The following is a 23,774-nucleotide window of genomic DNA, read 5'->3' on the forward strand; positions in this document are numbered from 1 at the left end:
GCGACGTGCAATCCTTATTTAACGGAGCTGCGTTTCGCTTTCTTGTAGTATAGCCGAGTCACGTTTTTCTGCCTACTTTACTTTAAAGTTCTTTTTTAATCTCATTACAATGGCCAAAGAAAATTTTGATCGTTCCAAGCCGCACGTGAACATCGGTACGATCGGGCACGTCGACCACGGCAAAACCACCCTGACTGCTGCTATCACCACGGTATTGGCGGGCAAAGGTTTGGCTGCTAAGCGTGACTTCTCGTCGATCGATAACGCTCCCGAAGAAAAAGAGCGTGGTATCACGATCAACACGGCTCACGTAGAATACGCTACTGCTAATCGCCACTATGCTCACGTTGACTGTCCTGGTCACGCTGACTATGTGAAAAACATGGTAACTGGTGCTGCTCAGATGGATGGCGCTATCCTTGTAGTAGCTGCTACTGACGGCCCAATGCCTCAGACTCGTGAGCACATCCTGCTTGCCCGTCAGGTAGGTGTACCTCAGCTCGTTGTGTTCATGAACAAAGTGGACATGGTGGACGATCCAGAACTGCTCGAGTTGGTAGAGATGGAAATCCGCGAGTTGCTTTCTTTCTACGATTTTGATGGCGACAACATTCCAGTTATCCAGGGTTCTGCCCTAGGTGGTTTGAACGGTGATGCTAACTGGGTTCCTAAGATCGAGGAACTGATGGATGCTGTTGACAGCTTCATTCCAATTCCTGCTCGTTTGACCGACCTGCCCTTCCTGATGCCAGTAGAGGACGTATTCTCTATCACTGGTCGTGGTACTGTTGCTACCGGTCGTATCGAGCGTGGTATCATCAACTCGGGTGAGCAAGTTGACATCTTGGGTATGGGCGCTGTCGCCGGCCTGAAGTCGACCGTGACCGGTGTTGAGATGTTCCGCAAGATTCTTGACCGTGGTGAAGCTGGTGACAACGTAGGTCTGTTGCTCCGTGGTATTGAAAAAGAAGCCATCCGTCGTGGTATGGTTATCTGCAAACCAGGTTCGGTAACTCCTCACCAAAAGTTCAAGGCTGAAGTGTACGTTCTCTCGAAAGAGGAGGGTGGCCGTCACACGCCGTTCTTCAACAACTACCGTCCACAGTTTTACCTGCGTACCACCGACGTTACTGGCATCATCACTTTGGGTGAAGGTGTAGAAATGGTAATGCCTGGTGACAACGTTACCATCACTGTTGAGTTGATCAACAAAGTGGCAATGGAAAAAGGTCTGCGTTTCGCTATCCGCGAAGGTGGACGTACAGTAGGGGCTGGTCAGGTTACTGAAATCCTCGACTAATTTTTGCTAGAACAATACAATCCGTCTCCGATTTTTTTCGGAGACGGATTTGTTTTGTCTAAGTAGTTCAGTACATTTGCAGTCCCAATCCCACAGAGGTGGGAAGAGGATAAATACACGAGTGTAGTTCAAGGGTAGAATAGAGGTCTCCAAAACCTTTGATGGGAGTTCGAATCTCTCCACTCGTGCTTTAAGCAAAGCAGGTCAAGCCTAGCTTCATGTAATCAAAGCCAGCCCATAGGCGACGCACAATGAGCAAGCTAACTAAGTACTTCCGCGATACAACTGAAGAAATGCGTTACAAGGTAACGTGGCCTTCTTTTGAGGAGCTGCAGAAAAGCGCCGGTTTGGTGCTGATCGGTTCATTAGTTTTTGCTGCTGTTGTAGGCCTAATGGACGTAATTTTCAAAACCGGTTTGGAGGCGTTCTACAATTCCTTCCGTTAATCGGTCCGCAGATGGGAGAGTTGAAATGGTACGTGGTTCGCTCAGTTAGCGGACAAGAGAAAAAGGCCAAGACCTATCTCGAAACTGAAATTGGTCGGCACGGTCTTTCTGACCTGATGCCACAAGTGCTGATTCCAGCAGAGAAAGTGTATGAAATGAGGAACGGCAAAAAGCGGGTACGTGAGCGTAACTTCTTTCCCGGCTATATCCTGATCCATGCTGATCTTTCACATGGTGAAGTGGACCACATCATCACTAGTACGCCTGGTATTCTAGGTTTTCTAAGTGATAAAGAAGGAAAGACTGCTAATACGAAGCCTGTTCCACTGCGCTTAGCTGAAGTAAACCGCATCCTCGGCATAGTAGATGAGACAGAAGAGGAAACCGCGACACTGGAAACTCCTTTTGTAGTAGGTGAACTAGTAAAAGTGGTGGATGGTGCCTTTAGCGGCTTCTCCGGCAATGTGTCAGAGGTATTCGAGGAGCGTAAGAAGCTCAACGTAATTGTGAAAATATTCGGCCGTAGCACTCCAATGGAGCTAAGCTATACCCAGGTTGAAAAAGAGTCATAACTGAGAATTTCAGATCGGAGAGCTTAGAACTCGGACCAACGTAACGTCCAAGTTCTAAGCTCTCAACTCTAAGTTTCAGACAAGAAAACGTCGTCGGTTATCGACTCCGGACCGACGGGGCTTCCACTCGGAGTTATTAAAAAACTGAGGATGATGCGGGTTACGTCGCTGACTCCAAAGCCTTACAAACCAAATGGCCAAGGAAATTAGAGGTTATCTGAAGCTTCAGATAAAGGGAGGTGCCGCGAACCCCGCGCCGCCGGTTGGACCTGCACTTGGTAGCAAAGGCCTTAACATCATGGAGTTCTGCAAGCAGTTCAATGCTCGCACCCAAGATAAGGCCGGCCAAGTTTGTCCTGTACTCATCACCATGTACACCGACAAGTCGTTCGACTTCGTTGTGAAAACTCCTCCGGTGCCAGTTCTCCTCATGGAGGCTGCTAAGCTCCAGAGTGGTTCGAAAGAGCCCAACCGTAATAAGGTTGGTTCGGTATCATGGGACCAGGTGCGCACCATCGCTGAAACGAAGATGCCAGACCTGAACGCTTTCAAAGTGGAGTCCGCAATGTTGCAAGTAGCCGGTACGGCTCGCAGTATGGGCATCACTGTGTCGGGCACTTCTCCTTTTGCTGAATAATTAACGACGGAGAAGACATGGCACAAGTAAGCAAAAAACGCAAGGAAGCCCTTGCTAAGCACGATCTAACTCAGGTTCGTAACCTAGTAGAAGCGGCCAAAGTGGTAAAGGACATTACCTATACCAAATTCGACGCTTCTGTAGATATCGACGTTCGTCTGGGTGTTGATCCTCGCAAAGCCGACCAGATGGTACGTGGAGTAGCTACGTTGCCCCACGGTACTGGCAAAACCGTTCGTGTATTGGCCCTCGTGACTCCTGACAAGGAAGCCGAAGCTACTGCTGCCGGTGCTGACTATGTTGGGTTGGACGACTACATCTCGAAAATCGAGAAGGGCTGGACAGACATCGACGTAATCATCACTATGCCATCTGTGATGGCAAAGGTTGGTCGTTTGGGTCGGGTACTGGGTCCTCGTGGCCTGATGCCAAACCCGAAGTCGGGTACCGTAACTACGGACGTAGCCAAAGCGGTGCAAGAAGTGAAAGCTGGTAAAATTGACTTTAAAGTTGACAAAACAGGTATCATTCACTGCTCGGTAGGCAAAGTGTCTTTCGATGAGCAGAAGCTCGCTGAAAACGCTATTGAAGTAATTCAGACGCTGACCCGTTTGAAGCCTTCTTCGTCTAAGGGTACGTACATTAAGAGCATCACGCTTTCGAGCACGATGAGCCCTGCCGTTCCGGTTGACACGCAAGTAACTTCCGCTTAAGTAAAACCAACACGACGATATGAACCGGGAAGAAAAACAAGCCCTAGTCGACGAGTTGAGCGAGAAGTTTCAATCGCACAACGCGTTCTACATTGCCGATGCTTCGGGAATGTCGGTGGCGAAAATCAACGAATTTCGTCGCCTGTGCTTCAACCGTGGGTTGGAGTACAAGGTGTACAAAAATACCTTTATCCGTAAGGCCCTCGACACCCTGGGTGGCGACACGGCTGAAATGGATGCTGCACTGGCTGGCCAGTCGGGCGTACTGTTCTCGAAAGAGTCAGGTTCGGCCCCTGCTAAGTTGCTGAAGGATTTCTACAAGGCGCAGAACTACGGCAAAAACGCTGTTCCAAAGCCTGCATTGAAAGGTGCTTACATTGATGCTAGCATCTATGTAGGAGCTAATCAACTGGATACACTCAGCACCATCAAAGGCAAGCAAGAGCTTATTGGCGATGTTATCGGCTTGCTGCAGTCGCCTGCCAAGAATGTTATCTCTGCTCTGTCGAGCGGCGGGAGTAAACTGGCTGGTATCCTCAAAACGCTTTCCGAAAAAGAAGAGGTTGCAGGCTAACCGCTGCTCATCTTTTTCACGCATACAATTCAAAAGTTCAACAACCCCCTTTTTTAACAATCTACAGAAATGGCAGATTTGAAAGCATTCGCCGAGCAGCTCGTTAGCCTGACGGTAAAAGAAGTAAACGAGTTGGCTACCATCTTGAAGGATGAGTACGGCATTGAGCCAGCTGCTGCTGCTCCCGTAATGGTTGCTGGTGGTGGCGCTGCTGCTGCTGATGCTCCAGAAGAGAAGACTTCGTTCGACGTAATCTTAAAAGCTGCGGGTAGCGCTAAACTGGCTGTTGTTAAGCTGGTGAAAGACCTGACCGGCCTTGGCTTGAAAGAAGCTAAAGAACTAGTTGACGGTGCCCCTAAGCCTTTGAAAGAAGGTGTTACCAAAGACGAAGCTGAGTCGCTGAAGAAGCAGCTGGAAGAAGCTGGTGCTGAAGTAGAGGTTAAGTAATTACTCTGCAACGCCGCTTTTAACCGACAAATAAGGAGAGGCCTGGCAACTAAGCCAGGTCTTTTCCTGTTTGTAGGCAACAAACTATACTGAAGTTCGTTTGCACGCCGCTTTGCGGCTTTTTGTGCCTACGGACCCTGATGCGTGAAGTTCTGCTTCGCGCTTCTGTGTATCGGCTAAGATAAGCTAACAAGCAGCTTGCCGATAATTTGTCACCATTTATTTGGTGAGTCAGTGCTTTCCCAGTGTCATTTCTTAACCCCACATACATTGGCTACACCGAACGCACAAACTGCATTGCAGAAGCTGCAGGCCGCTGACGAGCGGATCAATTTTGCCAAGATTAAAAAGGTTATCGAGTATCCGGATTTCTTGGACGTGCAGGTTCGCTCTTTCATGGACTTCTTCCAATTGGAAACGGCTGCCGAAAACCGCACTGATGAGGGCCTTTTCAAAGTATTCGCCGAGAACTTTCCGATTTCGGACTCGCGCGAAAACTTTGTTCTGACATTCATCGACTATCACGTAGATCCTCCGAAATATTCGGTGGATGAGTGTATCGACCGCGGCTTGACTTATTCAGTGCCGTTGAAAGCTAAGTTGCGCCTGGTCTGCAATGACACGGACAACGAAGATTTCGAGACGATTGAGCAGGAAGTGTTTTTGGGGAATATCCCTTACATGACCGAAAAAGGCTCGTTCGTTATCAACGGTGCTGAGCGTGTTATTGTATCGCAGCTGCACCGTTCACCAGGTGTGTTCTTTGCGCAAAGCAAGCACACCAACGGCACGAAGCTGTATTCGGCCCGTATCATTCCGTTCAAAGGTTCGTGGATTGAGTTTGCCACGGACGTGAACAACGTGATGTACGCTTACATCGACCGGAAGAAGAAGTTTCCGGTTACTACGCTGCTCCGCGCTATCGGTTACGGCACCGACAAAGACATTCTCGATTTGTTCGGGTTGTCGGAAGAGGTGAAGGCTGACCGCAAGAACCTGAAGCGCGCCGTTGGCCGCAAGTTGGCTGCCCGGGTGCTGCGTACTTGGACGGAAGACTTCGTAGACGAGGATACCGGTGAAGTGGTGTCTATCGACCGGAACGAAGTGTTGCTGGAGCGCGACTCGACTATTCAGGAGGACGACATCGAAACGATTCTCAATGCAGGCCCTAAGTCGGTGATTCTGCATAAGGAGAACGTGAACATTGCGGACTTCGCTATCATATACAACACGCTGCAAAAGGATAACTCCAACTCGGAGAAAGAAGCCGTTGAGCAGATCTACCGTCAACTCCGGAATACGGAGGCTCCCGACGAAGAAACTGCCCGCGACATCATCCAGAAGCTGTTCTTTTCGGACAAGCGCTATGACCTCGGCGACGTAGGCCGCTACCGTATCAACAAGAAGCTTGGCATCGATATGAGCCAGGAGGCTCGGGTGTTGACCAACCAGGACATTGTTCTGATTGTGAAATACTTGATCGGTCTGATCAACTCGAAGGCCATTGTCGATGACATTGACCACTTGAGTAACCGCCGGGTGCGCACGGTAGGGGAGCAGCTGTACGCCCAATTTGGTGTAGGTCTGGCCCGTATGGCGCGTACCATCAAGGAGCGCATGAACGTGCGCGACAACGAGGACTTCAAGCCAGTTGATCTGATCAACGCCCGTACGCTGTCGTCAGTTATCAATTCGTTCTTCGGCACCAACCAGTTGTCGCAGTTTATGGACCAAACCAACCCGCTGGCTGAGGTGACGCACAAGCGTCGCGTATCGGCTCTTGGGCCAGGAGGTCTGTCGCGCGAGCGGGCTGGTTTCGAAGTACGTGACGTTCACTACACGCACTACGGCCGCCTCTGCACCATCGAAACGCCGGAAGGACCGAACATCGGTCTGATTTCGTCGCTTTGCGTGCACGCTCGGGTTAACTCGATGGGCTTCATCGAGACGCCTTACCGCAATGTAGAGGGTGGTAAAGTAGACGTTAGCTCGAACGTAAAATACCTGACGGCTGAAGAAGAAGATACTCACCACATCGCGCAGGCTAACGCCCGTATCGATGAGGAAGGCAACTTCACGAACGAACTTGTGAAAGGTCGTTTCGAAGGTGACTTCCCGGTAGTAGGTCCTTCGGAGTACAGCTACATGGACGTAGCCCCCAACCAGATTGTATCGGTTGCTGCTTCGCTGATTCCTTTCTTGGAACACGATGATGCCAACCGTGCTCTGATGGGTTCGAACATGCAGCGCCAGGCTGTTCCGTTGTTGAAAGCCGAGGCCCCGATTGTGGGCACTGGCTTGGAAGGCCGCGTAGCTAGCGACTCCCGCACTCTTGTAGTAGCGGAAGGCGACGGTGTTATCGACTACGTAGATGCTAACCGCATCGTGGTGCGTTACGACTTGACGGAAGACGATATCCTTGTAAGCTTCGATGCTGAGAAGATTTCGTACGACCTCATCAAGTTTCGTCGCACCAACCAGGATACTTGCATCAACCTAACGCCGCTGGTGAAAACTGGTGAGCGGGTGGTGAAAGGCCAGGTACTCTGCGAAGGTTACGGCACGAACAAAGGCGAACTAGCCCTTGGTCGTAACATGCAGGTGGCGTTTATGCCATGGCAGGGTTACAACTTCGAGGATGCCATTGTCATCTCGGAGAAAGTAGTGCGCGACGATATCTTCACTTCGATTCACATCGAGGAGTTCGAGTTGGAGGTGCGCGAAACCAAGCGTGGCGAAGAAGAACTGACTTCGGAAATTCCGAACGTGAGCGAAGAAGCTGTCCGCAACCTCGACGACAACGGTATTATCCGTTTGGGTGCTGAGGTGAAGGAAGGCGACATTCTGATCGGTAAAATCACGCCTAAGGGCGAGACGGACCCGACGCCAGAAGAGAAGCTGCTCCGTGCCATCTTTGGTGACAAAGCCGGCGACGTGAAGGATGCTTCGCTTAAGGCGCCGCCATCCTTGAACGGTGTGGTTATTGGCACCAAGCTGTTCTCCCGTCCTAAGAAAGACAAAAACCTTCGGGCCAAGTCGAAGAAGGAAGTGGAAGAACTGAAGGATGCCTACGCTAAGGAGTTGCGTGCGGTGAAGGCCGTAATGGTCGACAAACTAGTGCAACTACTGGAAGGCAAAACTTCGCAAGGGGTGAAGCACAAGTTCGGCGACGAAATCCTGGCGAAAGGTGCCAAGTTCGGGAAGAAGAACATTGCAGATGCGCTGTTTCCCGAGAAGAACCCTTACAAGGACGAGAGCAACTACGCCGTGCCGGAGGAAGTCAACATGTTCAAGGACCTCGTTCTTGAAGGTTGGACGGCCGATGCCCGCGTAAACACGATGGTAACGCAACTGGTGAAGAACTACGCCAAGCGCCGTAACACCATCACGGCCCGCTTCAAGCGCGACCGGTTTACGCTGGAAGTAGGCGACGAACTGCCAGCAGGCATCGTGCAGTTGGCTAAAGTATACATCGCCAAAAAGCGTAAGCTGAAGGTGGGTGATAAAATGGCTGGTCGTCACGGTAACAAAGGGGTGGTAGCCCGCATCGTGCGCGATGAGGACATGCCTTTCCTGCCCGACGGCACGCCAATGGACATCGTGCTCAACCCGCTTGGTGTACCAAGCCGGATGAACATCGGTCAGATCTACGAAACGGTATTGGGTTGGGCCGGCCTTAAGCTGGGCCGCACCTATGCTACCCCAATTTTCGACGGTGCTACCGAAGAGGAAGTGTCGAAGGAACTGGCGGAAGCTGGTCTGCCGCACTTCGGTCGTGCGTATCTGCACGATGGTCTGACTGGTCAGCGTTTCGACCAGCCGGTAACAGTTGGTGTGATTTACATGCTGAAGCTGGGTCACCTTGTTGATGACAAGATGCACGCTCGTTCTATCGGACCGTACTCGCTCATCACGCAGCAGCCGCTGGGTGGTAAGGCGCAGTTCGGTGGTCAGCGCTTTGGTGAGATGGAAGTATGGGCGCTTGAGGCGTTCGGTGCTTCCAACGTGCTCCAGGAAATCCTGACGGTGAAGTCGGATGACGTGGTAGGCCGTGCCAAAGCGTACGAAGCCATTGTGAAAGGCGACGTGTTGCCTAAGCCGAATATCCCCGAGTCATTCAACGTACTCATTCACGAGTTGCGTGGTCTGGCCTTGGAAATCACGCTTGACTAAGGTTTGAAAGTAGTGGCTGCTAATACTTTGGTACTGGCAGCCACTTTTCAAGTCTATTAACATAGAGTGCCCGCGGTTCGGGGAATCGATAACAACCGCTGCCGGCGTCGTTCCGAGATAAGGTCAGAACGGCATCAACCTCCGATGGTAGTTGGCCGCAATTTGATTCAGTTGCTGAATCACCCGATTACCAGACCTGGCGAGAAACTACTGCGCGGCGTACCTATCCGACCCACAGAGCACTTTTCGCAGAGTCGAACTGTTACGTTCTTTCCGACCATTCTTAAGACTGGCGGAACCAACGAACAGATAAAAGCCACCAGCTAACAACAGCTACCCTACATGGCGTTTGCAAAAAACAAGAAACTGGTACAGGACTTCTCGAAAGTCACTATCTCGCTGGCCTCGCCCGAATCCATTTTGGAGCGGTCGAACGGTGAAGTAGTGAAGCCCGAGACGATCAACTACCGGACGTACAAGCCCGAGATGGGCGGCCTGTTTTGCGAGCGGATTTTCGGTCCCGTAAAGGACTGGGAATGCCACTGCGGCAAATACAAGCGGATTCGTTACAAAGGCATCATCTGCGACCGTTGCGGCGTAGAGGTGACCGAGAAGAAAGTACGCCGGGAGCGGATGGGCCACATCGAATTGGTGGTACCCGTTGCTCACATTTGGTACTTCAAGTCTCTTCCCAATAAAATCGGCTACTTGCTGGGCCTGCCCACCAAGAAGCTTGATCAGATTATTTATTACGAGCGCTACGTAGTAGTGCAGCCGGGTGTACTGGGCGAAGAAGGCGTGCAGCAGCTCGACTTCCTCACCGAGGACGAATACCTCGACATCATCGACAAACTCCCCCGGGAGAACCAGATGTTGCCAAACGAGGACCCGAATAAATTCATCGCCCGTATGGGTGCCGACGCGCTGCAACTTCTGTTGGAGCGTATCAACCTCGACGAGCTGTCGTACTCGCTGCGCGACTCTGCTGCGCACGAGACTTCGCAGCAGCGTAAGGCTGAAGCACTGAAGCGTCTGCGCGTAGTGGAAGCATTCCGTGACGCTGCTACCCGCGTGGAGAACAAGCCCGAGTGGATGGTAATCCGCATGGTGCCGGTGATTCCACCGGAACTGCGCCCTCTCGTTCCGTTGGATGGTGGCCGTTTCGCTACCTCCGACTTGAACGACCTGTACCGTCGTGTTATCATCCGTAACAACCGCCTCAAGCGCTTGATCGAAATCAAGGCTCCTGAAGTGATTCTGCGGAACGAAAAACGCATGTTGCAGGAAGCCGTTGACTCCCTCTTCGACAACTCGCGTAAGGTAAATGCCGTGCGTGCTGAAGGCAACCGTGCGCTGAAGTCGCTGTCCGATATGCTGAAAGGCAAACAGGGCCGCTTCCGTCAGAACTTGCTCGGTAAGCGTGTCGACTACTCTGGCCGTTCGGTTATTGTAGTAGGCCCTGAGCTGAAACTGCACGAGTGCGGTCTGCCTAAGAACATGGCAGCCGAGCTGTTCAAACCGTTCATCATCCGCAAGCTCATCGAGCGCGGCATTGTGAAGACGGTGAAGTCGGCAAAGAAAATCGTTGACCGCAAGGACGCTGTAGTGTGGGACATCTTGGAGAACGTACTGAAGGGCCACCCGGTTCTTCTGAACCGTGCTCCTACCTTGCACCGCTTGGGTATCCAGGCATTCCAGCCGCGTCTCATCGAGGGTAAAGCTATCCAGCTGCACCCATTGGTGTGTACCGCATTCAACGCTGACTTTGACGGTGACCAAATGGCTGTGCACGTTCCACTCGGACCAGCCGCTATTCTGGAAGCCTCCATGCTCATGCTGGCGTCGCACAACATCCTGAACCCTGCCAACGGCGCGCCAATTGCGGTACCGTCGCAGGACATGGTTCTGGGCTTGTACTACGTAACCAAAGGCAAGCGCAGCACCGAAGACGAGAGCATCCAAGGCGAAGGCCGTATGTTTTACTCGGACGAGGAAGTTGTAATTGCGCTCAACGAAGGTCAGTTGTCCAAGCACGCCTATATCAAGGTGCGCACGCTCGTTCGTGACGAGGAAGACAATCTAGTAACAAAAATCATTGAGACCGTAGCTGGCCGCGTGCTGTTCAACCAGCTCGTACCAACCGAAGTAGGTTTCGTAGATGAGTTGCTGACCAAGAAAAAGCTTCAGCAAATCATTTCGATGGTGTTCAAGCGGACCGGTATGGCCCGCACCGCACAGTTCCTCGACGACATCAAGACGCTCGGCTTCCAGTCGGCGTACAAAGGTGGTCTGTCGATGGGCTTGGGCGACATCAACATCCCGAAAGAGAAAGATGCCCTGGTTCTGCAAGCACAGAACGACGTGAAGGCCGTTACTCAGAACTACCAGATGGGTCTGATTACCGACAACGAGCGTTACAACCAGGTTATCGATATTTGGACCCGCATCAACAACCAAATCACTGAAACCCTCATGGGCCGTCTTGAAAAAGAGGACCAGGGCTTCAACTCGATTTACATGATGATGCACTCCGGCGCCCGTGGTTCGCGTGAGCAGATTCGTCAGCTCGGTGGTATGCGTGGTCTGATGGCTAAGCCACAGAAGTCGCTGCAAGGTTCAGTTGGTGAGATTATCGAAAACCCGATTCTGTCTAACTTCAAAGAAGGCCTAGACGTAATCGAGTACTTTATTTCCACCCACGGTGCTCGTAAAGGTCTTGCCGATACAGCACTGAAAACGGCTGACGCCGGCTACCTGACCCGCCGTCTGGTAGACGTATCGCAAGACGTTATTGTGAACGAGAGCGACTGTGGTACGCTGCGTGGTATCGAAACCTTCGCGTTGAAAGACAACGAGGATATCGTAGAACCACTGTCAGAACGTATCCTTGGTCGTGTAACTGTACACGATATCGTTGATCCAGTAACGGAAGAAGTGATTCTGCTAGCTGGCGAGGAAATCATCGAGGACATCACCCGTCGTATCGACAATGCTGGTATTGAATCGGTGGAAATCCGTTCGGTACTGACGTGCGAATCGAAGCGTGGTATCTGCGCCAAGTGCTACGGCCGTAACCTGTCGTCGGGCCGTATGGTCCAGAAAGGTGAAGCCGTTGGTGTAATTGCTGCTCAATCCATCGGTGAGCCTGGTACTCAGCTAACCCTGCGTACCTTCCACGTAGGTGGTACGGCTTCTAACATTGCGGTAGAAGCTAGCCTCAAGGCCAAGTTTGCTGGTGTAGTTGAGTTCGAAGATATCCGCACTGTAGAAACTGCCAACCCTGACGGGGAGCCGGTGAAAGTAGTGATGGGTCGCTCGGGTGAGATTCGCATCGTGGAGAAAGGCACTGGTAAAGTGTTTATCTCGAACCACGTGCCTTACGGTTCTTTCTTGCTGGTTGAAGAAGGCCAGGAAGTGGAGAAAGGTGCGGAGTTGAACAACTGGGACCCTTACAACGCGGTTATTTTGGCCGAGTTCGATGGTACCGTTCAGTACGACGCCATCACCGAAGGCATCACCTACCGCGAGGAGTCAGACGAACAGACTGGTCACCGCGAGAAAGTGATTATCGAATCGAAGGCGAAGGATCAGAACCCAGCCATCATTATTCGTCCTGGTAAGAAAGGCGAAGAAGAAGGCCAGCGTGGTTATAGCATTCCAGTAGGTTCGCACTTGAATGTGGAGAACGGCCAGAAAATTAAGGCAGGTTATATCCTAGCCAAGATTCCGCGTGCCGTAGGCAAAACCCGCGACATTACCGGTGGTCTACCCCGCGTTACGGAGCTTTTCGAAGCACGTAACCCATCGAACCCGGCTGTTGTGTCGGAAATCGACGGTGTGGTAACCTATGGTACCGTGAAGCGTGGTAACCGTGAAATCTTCGTGGAGTCGAAAGACGGCGTCAAGAAGAAGTACATGGTGCCACTGTCCAAGCACATCTTGGTGCAGGACAACGACTTCATCCGGGCCGGTATGCCACTCTCCGACGGTGCCATCACGCCATCCGACATCCTAAGCATTCAGGGCCCAGGTGCCGTGCAAGAATACCTCGTGAACGAGATTCAGGAAGTATACCGCTTGCAGGGTGTGAAAATCAACGATAAGCACATCGAAGTGGTAGTTCGCCAGATGATGCAGAAAGTTGTGATTCTGGATGCCGGTGACACGTCGTTCCTCGAAAACCAGGTAATCGACAAGATTATCTTCATGGAGGAGAACGATACCATCATCGACATGAAGGTGGTAACCGTATCCGGCGATTCGCCTAACCTAAAGCCTGGCCAGATTGTGAGTGCCCGTCGCCTGCGCGACGAAAACTCCAGCCTGCGCCGCCGCGACTTGCAGTTGGTAGAAGTACGCGACGCTCAGCCGTCAGTATCTCGCCCAACCCTGCAAGGTATCACGCAGGCTTCGCTGGGTACCCAATCGTTCATCTCGGCCGCATCCTTCCAGGAGACAACCAAGGTGCTGTCGGAAGCTGCTATTCGTGGCAAGGCCGACGAACTGTTGGGCCTGAAGGAGAACGTAATCGTTGGTCACCTCATTCCAGCTGGTACCGGTCTGCGCGAGTACACTCGCCAGATTGTCGGCTCGAAAGAGGAAATGGAAGCCCAGCAGTCGGCAAAAGCCGACGACACGGTAGCTCCAGCCAAGCGTCCGGCTCGCGCCTCACGTCGCGAATCGGTGCAGGACTAGTCCTGAGTTAAGTCAATAAGAGAAGCCGGCCGGAGTAATTCGGCCGGCTTTTTCTTTATTAGCAGCTTCAACAAGAACGGCCGGTACACCCACGGTCTTATCCTACACCACATGAACCAACCCCAGCAACCCGACCCAAACGCTCCACAAGACCCGAATGCTATCAACATTGAGCTTTCCGAAGAAATAGCGGAAGGGGAATACGCCAACTTAGCTATGATTGCACATAGCAATAGTGAGTTCGTAGTTGACTTTATCCGCCTGATGCCTGGCTTACCGAAAGCCAAAGTGAAAGCGCGCATTGTCATCACACCTGAACACGCGAAGCGGCTGCATGCTGCACTCGGCGAAAATATCGAGCGGTACGAGCAAGCGTTTGGCACCATCAAAGCCCAGCAAGATGTTCCGAACTATCCGATGGGATTCGGCGGGAAGATGGGAGAGGCGTAACCGCAGCGAAATACTTCCATAAGTGAAACGCTCCTGGACATATTCAGGAGCGTTTTCTTTAGCAATAGACAGCTGAATTCCAGAAGCAAGGAGTTGATAAAACGAGTGAACGTAGGGAGCTTGCTTTCTCTAAAATTAACTATTTCAACACGTTTGCTATTCTAACCCAACTTCTATACCTTTGCAAGCCTAATTTTTTGGGAGAGAACCCTCCTTGACAAAACACACAATAAATGCCTACCATCAATCAGTTAGTACGGAAAGGCCGCGAGAAGCTGACGACGAAGTCGAAGTCACCGGCTCTTGATTCGTGCCCGCAGCGCCGTGGCGTTTGCACCCGCGTATACACCACCACGCCCAAGAAGCCGAACTCGGCTATGCGTAAAGTAGCTCGTGTGCGCCTCACCAATGGCAAAGAAGTCAACGCCTACATCCCAGGCGAAGGCCACAACCTGCAGGAGCACAGCATCGTGCTGATTCGTGGTGGCCGCGTGAAAGACTTGCCAGGTGTACGTTACCACATCATTCGTGGTGCTTTGGATACTGCCGGTGTAAACGGTCGTACCCAGCGTCGCTCGAAGTATGGCGCTAAGCGTCCAAAGCCAGGTCAACCAGCCGCAGCAGCAGGCAAAGGCGGCAAACCAGGAGCTAAGAAGAAGTAATCGAAACCGAGTGAGGTAGTGCGAAGTGCTGGATAGCACATGGTTCTTATCCCACTTCCCATTGCCTCAACTCATTTCTATACCCATGAGAAAGTCAAAACCAAAGAAGCGCATCCTCCTGCCCGACCCTAAGTACAAGGAGACGCTAGTAACCCGTTTCGTCAACTACATGATGTACGACGGGAAGAAAAACCTAGCCTACACCATTTTCTATGATGCTTGCGAGCTAGTAGAGCAGCGCACCAAAGAGAGCGGCGTTGAAATGTGGCGCAAGGCACTGAACAACGTAATGCCAACCGTAGAAGTGAAGAGCCGCCGTGTAGGTGGTGCTACCTTCCAGGTTCCAATCGAAGTTCGCCCCGACCGTCGTATTTCGGTAGGTGCTAAGTGGTTGATTCAATACGCTCGTCGTCGTGGTGAGAAAACCATGAAAGACAAGTTGGCTGGTGAAATTATCGCTGCTGCTAAGGGTGAAGGTGCTGCTGTTAAGAAAAAAGACGACACGCACCGGATGGCTGAGGCCAACAAAGCCTTCTCGCACTTCCGCTTCTAAAAAAATGAGTGATTGAGTGAATGAGTGATTGGGTTTAATGGTTAAGACCACAAACTCAACAATCACTTATTCACTCATTCTCTCATTCACTCATACAAAGAGACATGGCTGTTAACAAAGACCTGCAATACCTCCGTAACATTGGGATTATGGCGCATATCGACGCCGGTAAGACCACAACCTCGGAGCGCATTCTTTACTATACCGGTAAGACCCACAAAATCGGGGAAGTGCACGAAGGTGCTGCCACGATGGACTGGATGGAGCAGGAGCAGGAGCGTGGTATCACTATCACGTCGGCTGCTACTACTACATTCTGGAACTATCCTACTGACGCTCAAGGTGACCCTACGCCAGACACTCGTCAGTACAAAATCAATCTGATTGACACTCCTGGCCACGTTGACTTCACTGTAGAAGTTGAACGCTCCTTGCGGGTTCTCGACGGTGCTGTTGCTCTGTTCTGTGCCGTTTCGGGTGTAGAGCCGCAGTCGGAAACCGTATGGCGTCAGGCTGACAAGTACAAAGTGCCCCGCATCTGCTTCGTCAACAAGATGGACCGTGCTGGTGCTGACTTCTTCAAAGCCGTTAACGAAATCAAGGAGAAACTAGGTGCTAACCCAGTTCCTCTGCAGATTCCGATTGGTGCTGAAGATACCTTCAAAGGTGTTGTTGACCTGCTGACCGGTAAGGCTATCGTATGGGATGATGCCACGCAAGGCAAAGCCTACCACGAGATTCCAGTTCCCGAGGATCTGGTTGACACCGTTGCTGAATGGCGTCAGAAGCTGGTGGAAAGCGTTGCTGAATACGACGAGGTTCTGTTGGAGAAATTCTTCGACGATCCAGACAGCATCACGCGCGAGGAAATGATGGTTGTTATTCGCAAAGCGGTTATCGACATGAAGTTCTCGCCTGTAATGTGCGGTTCAGCCTTCAAAAACAAAGGTGTTCAATCGATGCTCGACGGTGTAATGGCTTACTTGCCTTCGCCTCTCGACATGCCTGCTATCATCGGTACCAACCCCGATAATGGTGAGGAAATCGAGCGCCACCCCGACAACGATGAGCCTTTCACCGCACTGGCGTTCAAAATTGCTACTGACCCCTTCGTAGGTCGTCTGTGCTTCTTCCGCTGCTACAGCGGAGTGCTAGATGCTGGTTCGTATGTTTTCAACAACCGTACGGGCAAAAAGGAGCGTATCTCGCGTTTGATGCAGATGCACTCCAACAAGCAGAACCCAATTGATAAAATCCAAGCTGGTGACATTGCTGCTGGTGTTGGTTTCAAAGACATCAAAACGGGTGACACGCTGACCGACGAGAAGTCGCGCATTGTGCTTGAGTCGATGTCGTTCCCTGAGCCAGTTATCGGCTATGCTATTGAGCCTAAAACTCAGGCTGACGTTGATAAAATGGGTATGGCTATCGCCAAACTTGTGGAAGAAGATCCTACACTCGTGGTACAGACTGACCCCGAGACGGGCCAGACCGTACTGAAAGGTATGGGTGAGCTTCACCTCGAAATCATCATCGACCGTATGCGTCGTGAATTCAAGGTGGAAATCAACCAGGGTGCTCCAATGGTAGCTTACAAAGAAGTTCTCACTAAAACGGTTGAACACCGTGAGACCTATAAGAAGCAGACCGGTGGTCGTGGTAAATTCGGTGACATCGTATTCGAACTCGGTCCGAAACTGGTTGATCCAGAGAAGCCAGGTTTGGAGTTCGTGAACGACATCACGGGTGGTGTTATTCCTCGCGAATTCATCTCGCCAGTTCAGAAAGGTTTCGAAGAAGCCATGAAGAACGGTCCGTTGGCAGGCTTCCCTATCGAGGGCATGCGTGTACGTCTATACTTCGGTTCGTACCACGATGTTGACTCGGATGCTCTGTCGTTCGAACTCGCAGCTCGCGGTGGTTTCCGTGAAGCCGGTAAGAAAGCTGGTCCGAAATTGCTAGAGCCGATCATGGCTGTAGAAGTAGTTTCGCCAGACGAATACACCGGTCCGGTAACGGGTGACTTGAACCGTCGTCGCGGTATCATGAAAGGCATGGACACCAAAGGTGGTGCTCAGGTTATCAAGGCTGACGTTCCATTGTCGGAGCTGTTTGGCTACGTAACATCGTTGCGTACGATTTCTTCGGGCCGTGCTTCGGCTTCGCTGACTTTCTCGCACTACGATCAAGTGCCGCAAAACTTGGCCGAAGCCATCATCGCTAAGCAAAAGGGTAACTCCATTCGCTAATCCGCTTTCACACAAAAGACATGAACCAGAAAATTCGCATCAAACTCAAATCCTACGACCACAACTTGGTGGACAAATCGTCGGAGAAGATCGTGAAGGCGGTGAAGGCTACGGGCGCTATCGTAAGCGGCCCCATTCCATTGCCGACCGACAAAGAGAAATTCACTGTTCTCCGTTCCCCTCACGTGAACAAGAAGTCGCGTGAGCAATTCCAGCTCTGCACGTACAAGCGTCTTGTTGATATCTATTCGACTTCGTCGAAGACCGTAGATGCACTGATGAAGCTTGAGTTGCCAAGTGGCGTTGACGTTGAAATCAAAGTCTGAGGACTGAGTTTGTCTACTAATTAGGTGATACCCTACTGGCTTTCGAGTTAGTAGGGTATTTTCTTTTAAAACGTGGGAATGATTATCCACTAAGCTTGGTTGGAAAACCCCAATTACCTGGCAGTAGCTAGCTCATTACTAAAGCACAGTTTTGAAGCTAAAGTCGTGACAGTGAAAATATTTAAGAATGACGTTGTTAATTCTCGTAACAATTTCCTAGCTTTGCACTCCCATTACGAAAACGCCACTCGGGCGTTTTCTTCTGCGTCTTTTACTAAACAAAAACAGAATGCCTGGCATCATCGGTAAAAAGATCGGTATGACAAGCCTCTTCACTCCGGACGGGAAAAACATCCCTTGCACGCTCATCGAAGCGGGTCCGTGCGTAGTGACGCAGGTTAAGACTACTGAGAAGGACGGCTACACTGCCATCCAGCTCGGGTACGGCGAGAAAAAAGCAAAGAACACCACCAAAGCATTGGCTGGTCACTTCGCAAAAGCCGGTACTACCCCCAAGAAAAAACTAGTTGAGTTCCGCCTCGACGCAGAGTCTACGTACGCTGCTGGTGCTGAAATCAATGCTTCCCTCTTCGAGGAAGGCGAATTTGTTGACGTAGTAGGCACCTCGAAAGGCAAAGGCTTTCAGGGCGTTGTAAAGCGTTACAACTTTGCCGGTGTAGGCGGCCAGACCCACGGTCAGCACAACCGTCTACGTCACCCTGGTTCTATCGGTGCCTGCTCGTGGCCTTCGCGCGTATTCAAAGGAATGCGCATGGGTGGCCGGATGGGTAACGACCGGGTGAAAGTGCAGAACCTGAAGGTGATGCGCGTGGTAGCCGACAAGAACCTCATCCTGGTGAGCGGTTCGATTCCCGGTGCCAAGAACTCTTTCGTGGTCCTGGAAAAATAACCTTGAAGATGGAACTGTCAGTATATAACATCAAGGGTGAAGATACCGGTCGCAAGGTAACGCTGCCGGAAGCCGTATTCGGCTTGGAGCCCAACGAGCACGTGATGTATCTCGACGTGAAGCAGTACTTGGCCAATCAGCGCCAGGGCACGCACAAGTCGAAGCAGCGCAATGAAGTGCACGGTACTACCAAGAAGCTGAAGAAGCAAAAAGGCACCGGTGGTGCTCGTGCCGGCAGCATGAAGTCGCCAGTATTCATCGGTGGCGGCCGTGTATTCGGTCCTGAGCCCCGTGACTACGGCTTCAAGCTCAACAAAAAAACAAAGCGTCTTGCTCGTCTGTCTGCTCTCTCGAGCTTGGCTAAAGACGGCAAAGTAGCCTTGGTAGAGAACATCACTCTGTCGGCTCCTAAGACCAAAGACTTCCTCAGCATCCTGAACGGCCTCAAGCTGAACAACGGCAAGAAGACGTTGCTGGTAACTGGTGAAGTAGACAAGAACGTAGTTCTGTCGGCTCGTAACATTCAGCGTGTAACCGTGGCTACGCCCGTTGCTCTGAACACCCACGACCTGTTGAACACGGACACGCTGCTGCTGTCAGAGGACGGCCTGAAGTCGTTGGAACAACTTTATACCGTCGCTGAGTAATGAGCACACTGAAGAAACCAATCGTGACCGAAAAGGCCACGGGCCTGAATGAAAAAGGCCAGTACGTTTTCGAAGTAGAGCGTACCGCGAATAAGGTTCAGATCAAGAAGGATATCGAGCAGTTCTATGGCGTAACGGTTGTTGGTATCAGCACCATGCGCACGAATGGTAAGATCAAATCTAAGTTCACGAAGGGTGGGTCCATCTCGGGCCGTCGCGCCCATGGCAAAAAAGCCGTCGTGACCGTGAAAGAAGGCGACGTTATCGACTTCTACAACGGCATCTAGCCTCGCGCCCTTTCTGCAAAAGAGCATAATCTAAGCAAGAGTAATGGCACTCAAACAACTAAGACCAACATCACCGGGTCAGCGCTTCCGTATCGCCCCGACGTTCGACGAAATCACGACGTCGACGCCAGAGAAGTCGCTGTTGGCACCCATGAAAAACTCCGGTGGCCGCAACAACTCTGGTAAAATGTCTAACCGCTACATCGGTGGTGGACACAAAGCCAAGTATCGTATCGTTGACTTCAAGCGTGACAAGGCCAGCGTGCCTGCCACAGTGAAGACCATCGAGTACGATCCAAACCGCACGGCTCGTATCGCCTTGCTTCAGTACGCCGATGGCGAAAAGCGCTATATCATTGCGCCCGCCGGTGTTGAAGTAGGTCGCACGGTTGTATCGGGTTCGGGTGTTGCGCCGGAAGTAGGCAATGCATTGCCGCTCCGCGAAATCCCACTAGGTACTATTGTTCACAACATCGAGCTGATGCCTGGTGCTGGTGCAGCAATGGCCCGCTCGGCTGGCACGTACGCTCAGCTCGTAGCCCGTGAAGACAAGTACGCCACTCTGAAACTGCCTTCCGGTGAAATGCGCATGGTTCTCGTAACCTGCATGGCTACTGTTGGTACCGTATCGAATGGTGACCACATGAACGTACGTCTCGGTAAAGCCGGTCGTAACCGTTGGTTAGGTCGTCGTCCGCGCGTTCGTGGTGTTGCAATGAACCCTGTTGACCACCCAATGGGTGGTGGTGAAGGTAAATCGTCGGGTGGTCACCCACGTAGCCGTAACGGTATCTTCGCTAAAGGTCAGAAGACCCGCAACAAGAATAAGTACTCAGAGCAGCTCATCGTTAATCGCAAAGGCAAGAAATAACCAATGGCACGTTCACTAAAAAAAGGGCCGTACATTGACTTCCGGCTCGAGAAAAAAGTAACGACGATGGAAGAATCGGGCAAAAAGGCTGTCATCAAGACTTGGTCGCGCCGCTCGATGATCTCTCCAGACTTCGTTAGCCACACCTTCGCGGTGCACAATGGCAATAAATTCATCCCGGTATACGTGACCGAAAACATGGTCGGTCATAAGCTCGGCGAGTTCGCACCAACGCGCAACTTCCGTGGCCACGTAGCCAAGAAAGATAAAGGCAAACGCTAAGATGGAAGCAAGAGCTAAACTAAGTAATGTTCCTACCTCGCCGCGCAAAATGCGCTTGGTAGCCGACATGGTACGTGGTCAGAAAGTGACCCGCGCCTTGGGCTTGCTGAAATTCGAAGCCAACTCAGGTGCCGAGCGTATCGAGAAACTGTTGCTTTCGGCTTTGGCCAACTGGCAGCAGAAAAACGAAGACGAGCGCATCGAGGATGCTAACCTCTATATCAAGGAGATTTTCGTGGACGAAGGACGTCAGTTGAAGCGTCTGCGTCCTGCTCCTCAGGGTCGTGGTCACCGCATCCGCAAGCGTAGCAACCACGTCACTCTTGTGATTGACGCAAAAGTTGAGCGCATCGGGAGCAAAGCAGCTATCGAAGCTGTTGCTGCTACAACTACTGAAGGCAAAGCCACGAAAACCCGTCGTAGCTCAGCCAAGAAATCCACTGAAACTACGGCTCAAGCCTCCGCATAAGCACTATGGGACAGAAAGTAAATCCGGTTGGCTTCCGTCTAGGCGTCATCAAAGGATGGGACTCGAACTGGTACGGCGGCAAGGACTTTGCCGACAAGCTAGTTGAGGACGAAAAAATCCGCAAATATATTCTCGCTCGTATCCCGAAAGGTGGCATTAGCCGCATCGTTATCGAGCGTACCCTCAAGCGTATCACCATTACTATCAACACGGCTCGTCCGGGTGTGGTAATTGGTAAAGGTGGCGCTGAGGTTGATAAGATCAAGGACGAGCTGAAGCAAATCACCAGCAAAGACGTTCAGATCAACATCTTCGAAATCAAGCGTCCAGAACTTGATGCCAAGCTGGTAGGTGAGAGCATTGCTCAGCAGCTCCAGGCTCGTATCTCGTTCCGTCGCGCTATGAAGATGTCTATCCAGGCTGCAATGCGTGTTGGTGCCGAAGGCATCAAGATTCAGTGCGGTGGCCGTTTGGGTGGTGCTGAAATTGCCCGTTCCGAGCAATACAAAGAAGGTCGTACGCCGTTGCACACGTTGCGCGCTGATATCGACTACGCTTTGTCGGAAGCTCAGACCGTATATGGTAAAATCGGCATCAAGGTGTGGGTAATGCGTGGTGAAGTGTTCGGCAAGCCCGACCTCTCCCCGAATCAGGTTCCTGCTAACCAAGGCAACGAGACGCGCGGTGGCAACGACCGTGGCCCACGCGGTGAGCGTGGCGACCGTGGCGGTGACCGTGGCCCACGTCGTGACCGGGGTGGCGACCGTGGCGGTGAAAACCGCGGCGGTGGCGCTGGTGACAACCGTGGTGGTGCTAACGCTGGCCCACGTCGTAACGGTCCTGCCGGTGGTGGCAACCGTGGTGGCGGTGGTGCTCCACGTCGCTAGTCTTTTTCCTTCTTCTGAATTTCAATTTTAATAACTCATGTTACAACCGAAAAGGACCAAGTATCGCAAGATGCAAAAGGGTCGCGTGACAGGTCTCGCCTTCCGCGGCAGCTCCATAGACTTCGGTTCCTTCGCTATCAAATCGTTGGAAGTGGCTTGGATTACGGCTCGCCAGATTGAGGCTGCTCGTATCGCCATGACCCGCGCAATGAAACGTGAAGGGCAAGTATGGATCCGTATTTTCCCAGACAAGCCAATTACCAAGAAGCCTGCTGAAGTGCGAATGGGTAAGGGTAAAGGTTCGCCCGAGTATTGGGTAGCCTGCGTGAAGCCTGGTACTATCATGTTTGAATCGGACGGCGTATCGCTGGAAGTGGCTCAGGAGTCGCTCCGTCTGGCTGCTCAGAAGTTGCCAGTTCGGACTCAGTTTGTTGTTCGTCGCGACTACGTAGAAAGCAAGTAAGATGAAGAACACTGAAATCCTGGCCCTCTCGGATGAGGCCCTGAACGAACAAATTAAGACCGAAAAAGCCAATGGCCAGTCGCTGCGTTTCGCGCACGCTATTTCTCCATTGGAAAATCCAGGTCGTTTGAAAACTAGCCGCAAGAACGTCGCCCGTTTGCTGACTGAGCAGACCCGTCGGAAGAACGAGCAGGCTACTAAAACTGCTAACTAACGATGGCAAGCAACGAAGAGCAGCAGGCAACATCCGCCGTTGAGCGGAATCTGCGCAAAGAAATCATCGGGCGCGTGACCTCCGCTAAGATGGACAAGTCCATCACTGTAATAGTGGAGAGCAAAATGAAACACCCGATCTACGGTAAGTTCGTTACCAAGTCGACCAAGTTCATGGCTCATGACGAGAATAACGAATGTGGCGAAGGCGATACTGTTCGCATCATGGGCACCCGCCCGTTGAGCAAGAACAAGCGCTGGAGATTGGTTGAAATTGTAGAACGCGCCAAGTAAGATGATACAGCAAGAATCCCGTCTGACCGTCGCTGATAACAGCGGCGCCAAAGAAGTTCTCTGCATTCGTGTCCTCGGTGGCACGGGCAAGAAATACGCCAGCGTAGGCGACAAGATTGTAGTTGCAATCAAGTCGGCTATCCCTTCTGGTAACGCTAAAAAAGGCACTGTATCAAAAGCAGTTGTAGTTCGCACGAAGAAAGAGATTCGTCGCAAAGACGGCTCTTATATTCGTTTCGACGACAACGCTGCGGTACTGCTCAACAACAACGATGAGCCCCGCGGTACCCGCATCTTCGGCCCAGTGGCCCGCGAACTGCGCGAGAAGCAGTTCATGAAGATTGTTTCGCTCGCTCCTGAAGTTCTCTAAGCAATGGCAACGAAGACCAAAGACAAAAAGCCTGCGAAACTGCACGTGAAAACTGGTGATACCGTTTTGGTTATCGCCGGCGATGAAAAAGGCAAAACCGGCGTTATTAAGTCGGTGAACCGCACCACGGAGCGTGTTATCGTAGAAGGCCTGAACCTGGTAACTAAGCACAATAAACCAAGTGCGAAGAACCCACAGGGCGGCATCACCAAGATCGAAGCTGGTATTCACGTGAGCAACGTGAAAGCAGTGGAAGCTCCAAAAGCCTAATTCGGTACGACGAC

At 51.8% G+C, this 23,774-nt stretch carries 26 protein-coding genes and 1 tRNA gene; all 27 read left to right on the forward strand.

The genetic code is table 11. The features are described from left to right. The first annotated feature begins 109 nt into the window (after positions 1-109). The 27 genes from tuf to rplX all read left to right on the forward strand — a co-directional run bounded on the left by tuf (position 110) and on the right by rplX (position 23,760). Positions 110-1,300 (forward strand): elongation factor Tu, encoded by a 1,191-nt coding sequence (tuf, locus tag G536_RS0103055; RefSeq protein ID WP_022822110.1) that lies wholly within the window; start codon positions 110-112, stop codon positions 1,298-1,300. A 117-nt stretch (positions 1,301-1,417) separates the two neighbouring features. Continuing rightward, positions 1,418-1,488, forward strand: a tRNA-Trp gene (locus G536_RS0103060). A gap of 63 nt (positions 1,489-1,551) precedes the next feature. Continuing rightward, on the forward strand, positions 1,552-1,746 hold the full coding sequence (gene secE / locus G536_RS0103065) for a preprotein translocase subunit SecE (protein ID WP_022822111.1): 195 nt from the start codon (positions 1,552-1,554) through the stop codon (positions 1,744-1,746). Between the two features lie 11 nt (positions 1,747-1,757). Beyond that, entirely contained in the window at positions 1,758-2,318 is a 561-nt protein-coding gene (gene nusG, locus G536_RS0103070; protein WP_022822112.1) for a transcription termination/antitermination protein NusG, read from the forward strand. 193 nt (positions 2,319-2,511) lie between these two features. Continuing rightward, positions 2,512-2,955 (forward strand): 50S ribosomal protein L11, encoded by a 444-nt coding sequence (gene rplK / locus G536_RS0103075; protein ID WP_022822113.1) that lies wholly within the window; start codon positions 2,512-2,514, stop codon positions 2,953-2,955. 17 nt (positions 2,956-2,972) lie between these two features. Next, a complete protein-coding gene (rplA, locus tag G536_RS0103080; protein WP_022822114.1) occupies positions 2,973-3,668 on the forward strand; it encodes a 50S ribosomal protein L1 in 696 nt (231 codons plus the stop codon). A 19-nt stretch (positions 3,669-3,687) separates the two neighbouring features. Further along, on the forward strand, positions 3,688-4,242 hold the full coding sequence (gene rplJ, locus G536_RS0103085) for a 50S ribosomal protein L10 (protein ID WP_022822115.1): 555 nt from the start codon (positions 3,688-3,690) through the stop codon (positions 4,240-4,242). Between the two features lie 69 nt (positions 4,243-4,311). After that, positions 4,312-4,689 (forward strand): 50S ribosomal protein L7/L12, encoded by a 378-nt coding sequence (gene rplL / locus G536_RS0103090; protein ID WP_022822116.1) that lies wholly within the window; start codon positions 4,312-4,314, stop codon positions 4,687-4,689. 270 nt (positions 4,690-4,959) lie between these two features. Then, positions 4,960-8,862 carry a DNA-directed RNA polymerase subunit beta gene (gene rpoB, locus G536_RS0103095; protein WP_425402113.1) on the forward strand — a complete coding sequence of 1,301 codons (3,903 nt, stop codon included), beginning with the start codon at positions 4,960-4,962 and terminating at the stop codon, positions 8,860-8,862. A 342-nt stretch (positions 8,863-9,204) separates the two neighbouring features. Further along, a complete protein-coding gene (gene rpoC, locus G536_RS0103100) occupies positions 9,205-13,557 on the forward strand; it encodes a DNA-directed RNA polymerase subunit beta' (RefSeq protein ID WP_022822118.1) in 4,353 nt (1,450 codons plus the stop codon). Positions 13,558-13,668: 111 nt separating this feature from the next. Then, positions 13,669-14,007, forward strand: coding sequence for a DUF3467 domain-containing protein (locus G536_RS0103105; RefSeq protein WP_022822119.1), 339 nt, complete (start codon positions 13,669-13,671; stop codon positions 14,005-14,007). 233 nt (positions 14,008-14,240) lie between these two features. Beyond that, a complete protein-coding gene (rpsL, locus tag G536_RS0103110) occupies positions 14,241-14,669 on the forward strand; it encodes a 30S ribosomal protein S12 (RefSeq protein WP_022822120.1) in 429 nt (142 codons plus the stop codon). 85 nt (positions 14,670-14,754) lie between these two features. Beyond that, positions 14,755-15,222: a 30S ribosomal protein S7 gene (rpsG, locus tag G536_RS0103115; protein ID WP_022822121.1), complete on the forward strand. Its 468-nt coding sequence runs from the start codon at positions 14,755-14,757 to the stop codon at positions 15,220-15,222. 104 nt (positions 15,223-15,326) lie between these two features. Next, complete coding sequence (gene fusA, locus G536_RS0103120) at positions 15,327-17,471, forward strand: elongation factor G (protein WP_022822122.1); 2,145 nt, start codon at positions 15,327-15,329, stop codon at positions 17,469-17,471. Positions 17,472-17,491: 20 nt separating this feature from the next. Then, complete coding sequence (gene rpsJ / locus G536_RS0103125; protein WP_022822123.1) at positions 17,492-17,797, forward strand: 30S ribosomal protein S10; 306 nt, start codon at positions 17,492-17,494, stop codon at positions 17,795-17,797. A 289-nt stretch (positions 17,798-18,086) separates the two neighbouring features. Beyond that, positions 18,087-18,707, forward strand: coding sequence for a 50S ribosomal protein L3 (rplC, locus tag G536_RS0103130; RefSeq protein WP_022822124.1), 621 nt, complete (start codon positions 18,087-18,089; stop codon positions 18,705-18,707). A gap of 8 nt (positions 18,708-18,715) precedes the next feature. Continuing rightward, positions 18,716-19,354 (forward strand): 50S ribosomal protein L4, encoded by a 639-nt coding sequence (gene rplD, locus G536_RS0103135; protein WP_022822125.1) that lies wholly within the window; start codon positions 18,716-18,718, stop codon positions 19,352-19,354. Beyond that, positions 19,354-19,641 (forward strand): 50S ribosomal protein L23, encoded by a 288-nt coding sequence (gene rplW, locus G536_RS0103140; protein ID WP_022822126.1) that lies wholly within the window; start codon positions 19,354-19,356, stop codon positions 19,639-19,641. Before rplD ends, rplW begins: the two co-directional genes overlap by 1 nt. Before the next feature lie 43 nt (positions 19,642-19,684). Further along, positions 19,685-20,512, forward strand: a complete 828-nt coding sequence (gene rplB, locus G536_RS0103145) for a 50S ribosomal protein L2 (protein WP_022822127.1) — start codon at positions 19,685-19,687, stop codon at positions 20,510-20,512. Between the two features lie 3 nt (positions 20,513-20,515). Further along, positions 20,516-20,794 carry a 30S ribosomal protein S19 gene (rpsS, locus tag G536_RS0103150; RefSeq protein ID WP_022822128.1) on the forward strand — a complete coding sequence of 93 codons (279 nt, stop codon included), beginning with the start codon at positions 20,516-20,518 and terminating at the stop codon, positions 20,792-20,794. A 1-nt stretch (position 20,795) separates the two neighbouring features. Continuing rightward, positions 20,796-21,263 (forward strand): 50S ribosomal protein L22, encoded by a 468-nt coding sequence (gene rplV, locus G536_RS26020; RefSeq protein WP_022822129.1) that lies wholly within the window; start codon positions 20,796-20,798, stop codon positions 21,261-21,263. Between the two features lie 5 nt (positions 21,264-21,268). Beyond that, the gene (rpsC, locus tag G536_RS0103160) at positions 21,269-22,150 is read left to right on the forward strand and encodes a 30S ribosomal protein S3 (protein ID WP_022822130.1); all 882 of its coding nucleotides are present in this window, start codon (positions 21,269-21,271) and stop codon (positions 22,148-22,150) included. Between the two features lie 37 nt (positions 22,151-22,187). Then, on the forward strand, positions 22,188-22,613 hold the full coding sequence (gene rplP / locus G536_RS0103165) for a 50S ribosomal protein L16 (RefSeq protein ID WP_022822131.1): 426 nt from the start codon (positions 22,188-22,190) through the stop codon (positions 22,611-22,613). A 1-nt stretch (position 22,614) separates the two neighbouring features. Further along, on the forward strand, positions 22,615-22,827 hold the full coding sequence (gene rpmC, locus G536_RS0103170) for a 50S ribosomal protein L29 (protein WP_022822132.1): 213 nt from the start codon (positions 22,615-22,617) through the stop codon (positions 22,825-22,827). Positions 22,828-22,829: 2 nt separating this feature from the next. After that, complete coding sequence (rpsQ, locus tag G536_RS0103175) at positions 22,830-23,120, forward strand: 30S ribosomal protein S17 (RefSeq protein ID WP_022822133.1); 291 nt, start codon at positions 22,830-22,832, stop codon at positions 23,118-23,120. A gap of 1 nt (position 23,121) precedes the next feature. Beyond that, entirely contained in the window at positions 23,122-23,490 is a 369-nt protein-coding gene (rplN, locus tag G536_RS0103180) for a 50S ribosomal protein L14 (protein WP_022822134.1), read from the forward strand. Positions 23,491-23,493: 3 nt separating this feature from the next. Next, on the forward strand, positions 23,494-23,760 hold the full coding sequence (gene rplX / locus G536_RS26025; RefSeq protein WP_022822135.1) for a 50S ribosomal protein L24: 267 nt from the start codon (positions 23,494-23,496) through the stop codon (positions 23,758-23,760). The last annotated feature ends 14 nt before the right edge of the window (positions 23,761-23,774 follow it).

The sequence above is a fragment of the Hymenobacter norwichensis DSM 15439 genome (assembly GCF_000420705.1).
In the GTDB taxonomy this organism is placed as follows: domain Bacteria; phylum Bacteroidota; class Bacteroidia; order Cytophagales; family Hymenobacteraceae; genus Hymenobacter; species Hymenobacter norwichensis.

What these genes read in the sequence shown, in the direction of transcription:
- secE (WP_022822111.1), top strand. Translation starts at nt 1,552, where the DNA reads ATGAGCAAGCTAACTAAGTACTTCCGCGATACAACTGAAGAAATGCGT.
- rpmC (WP_022822132.1), top strand. Translation starts at nt 22,615, where the DNA reads ATGAAGAACACTGAAATCCTGGCCCTCTCGGATGAGGCCCTGAACGAA.
- rplK (WP_022822113.1), top strand. Translation starts at nt 2,512, where the DNA reads ATGGCCAAGGAAATTAGAGGTTATCTGAAGCTTCAGATAAAGGGAGGT.
- tuf (WP_022822110.1), top strand. Translation starts at nt 110, where the DNA reads ATGGCCAAAGAAAATTTTGATCGTTCCAAGCCGCACGTGAACATCGGT.
- fusA (WP_022822122.1), top strand. Translation starts at nt 15,327, where the DNA reads ATGGCTGTTAACAAAGACCTGCAATACCTCCGTAACATTGGGATTATG.
- rplJ (WP_022822115.1), top strand. Translation starts at nt 3,688, where the DNA reads ATGAACCGGGAAGAAAAACAAGCCCTAGTCGACGAGTTGAGCGAGAAG.
- rplA (WP_022822114.1), top strand. Translation starts at nt 2,973, where the DNA reads ATGGCACAAGTAAGCAAAAAACGCAAGGAAGCCCTTGCTAAGCACGAT.
- rpoC (WP_022822118.1), top strand. Translation starts at nt 9,205, where the DNA reads ATGGCGTTTGCAAAAAACAAGAAACTGGTACAGGACTTCTCGAAAGTC.
- rplB (WP_022822127.1), top strand. Translation starts at nt 19,685, where the DNA reads ATGGCACTCAAACAACTAAGACCAACATCACCGGGTCAGCGCTTCCGT.
- rpsL (WP_022822120.1), top strand. Translation starts at nt 14,241, where the DNA reads ATGCCTACCATCAATCAGTTAGTACGGAAAGGCCGCGAGAAGCTGACG.
- rplV (WP_022822129.1), top strand. Translation starts at nt 20,796, where the DNA reads ATGGAAGCAAGAGCTAAACTAAGTAATGTTCCTACCTCGCCGCGCAAA.
- rplL (WP_022822116.1), top strand. Translation starts at nt 4,312, where the DNA reads ATGGCAGATTTGAAAGCATTCGCCGAGCAGCTCGTTAGCCTGACGGTA.
- rplD (WP_022822125.1), top strand. Translation starts at nt 18,716, where the DNA reads ATGGAACTGTCAGTATATAACATCAAGGGTGAAGATACCGGTCGCAAG.
- rpsS (WP_022822128.1), top strand. Translation starts at nt 20,516, where the DNA reads ATGGCACGTTCACTAAAAAAAGGGCCGTACATTGACTTCCGGCTCGAG.
- rplN (WP_022822134.1), top strand. Translation starts at nt 23,122, where the DNA reads ATGATACAGCAAGAATCCCGTCTGACCGTCGCTGATAACAGCGGCGCC.
- rpsG (WP_022822121.1), top strand. Translation starts at nt 14,755, where the DNA reads ATGAGAAAGTCAAAACCAAAGAAGCGCATCCTCCTGCCCGACCCTAAG.
- rplC (WP_022822124.1), top strand. Translation starts at nt 18,087, where the DNA reads ATGCCTGGCATCATCGGTAAAAAGATCGGTATGACAAGCCTCTTCACT.
- rpsC (WP_022822130.1), top strand. Translation starts at nt 21,269, where the DNA reads ATGGGACAGAAAGTAAATCCGGTTGGCTTCCGTCTAGGCGTCATCAAA.
- G536_RS0103105 (WP_022822119.1), top strand. Translation starts at nt 13,669, where the DNA reads ATGAACCAACCCCAGCAACCCGACCCAAACGCTCCACAAGACCCGAAT.
- rplW (WP_022822126.1), top strand. Translation starts at nt 19,354, where the DNA reads ATGAGCACACTGAAGAAACCAATCGTGACCGAAAAGGCCACGGGCCTG.
- rplX (WP_022822135.1), top strand. Translation starts at nt 23,494, where the DNA reads ATGGCAACGAAGACCAAAGACAAAAAGCCTGCGAAACTGCACGTGAAA.
- rpsQ (WP_022822133.1), top strand. Translation starts at nt 22,830, where the DNA reads ATGGCAAGCAACGAAGAGCAGCAGGCAACATCCGCCGTTGAGCGGAAT.
- nusG (WP_022822112.1), top strand. Translation starts at nt 1,758, where the DNA reads ATGGGAGAGTTGAAATGGTACGTGGTTCGCTCAGTTAGCGGACAAGAG.
- rplP (WP_022822131.1), top strand. Translation starts at nt 22,188, where the DNA reads ATGTTACAACCGAAAAGGACCAAGTATCGCAAGATGCAAAAGGGTCGC.
- rpsJ (WP_022822123.1), top strand. Translation starts at nt 17,492, where the DNA reads ATGAACCAGAAAATTCGCATCAAACTCAAATCCTACGACCACAACTTG.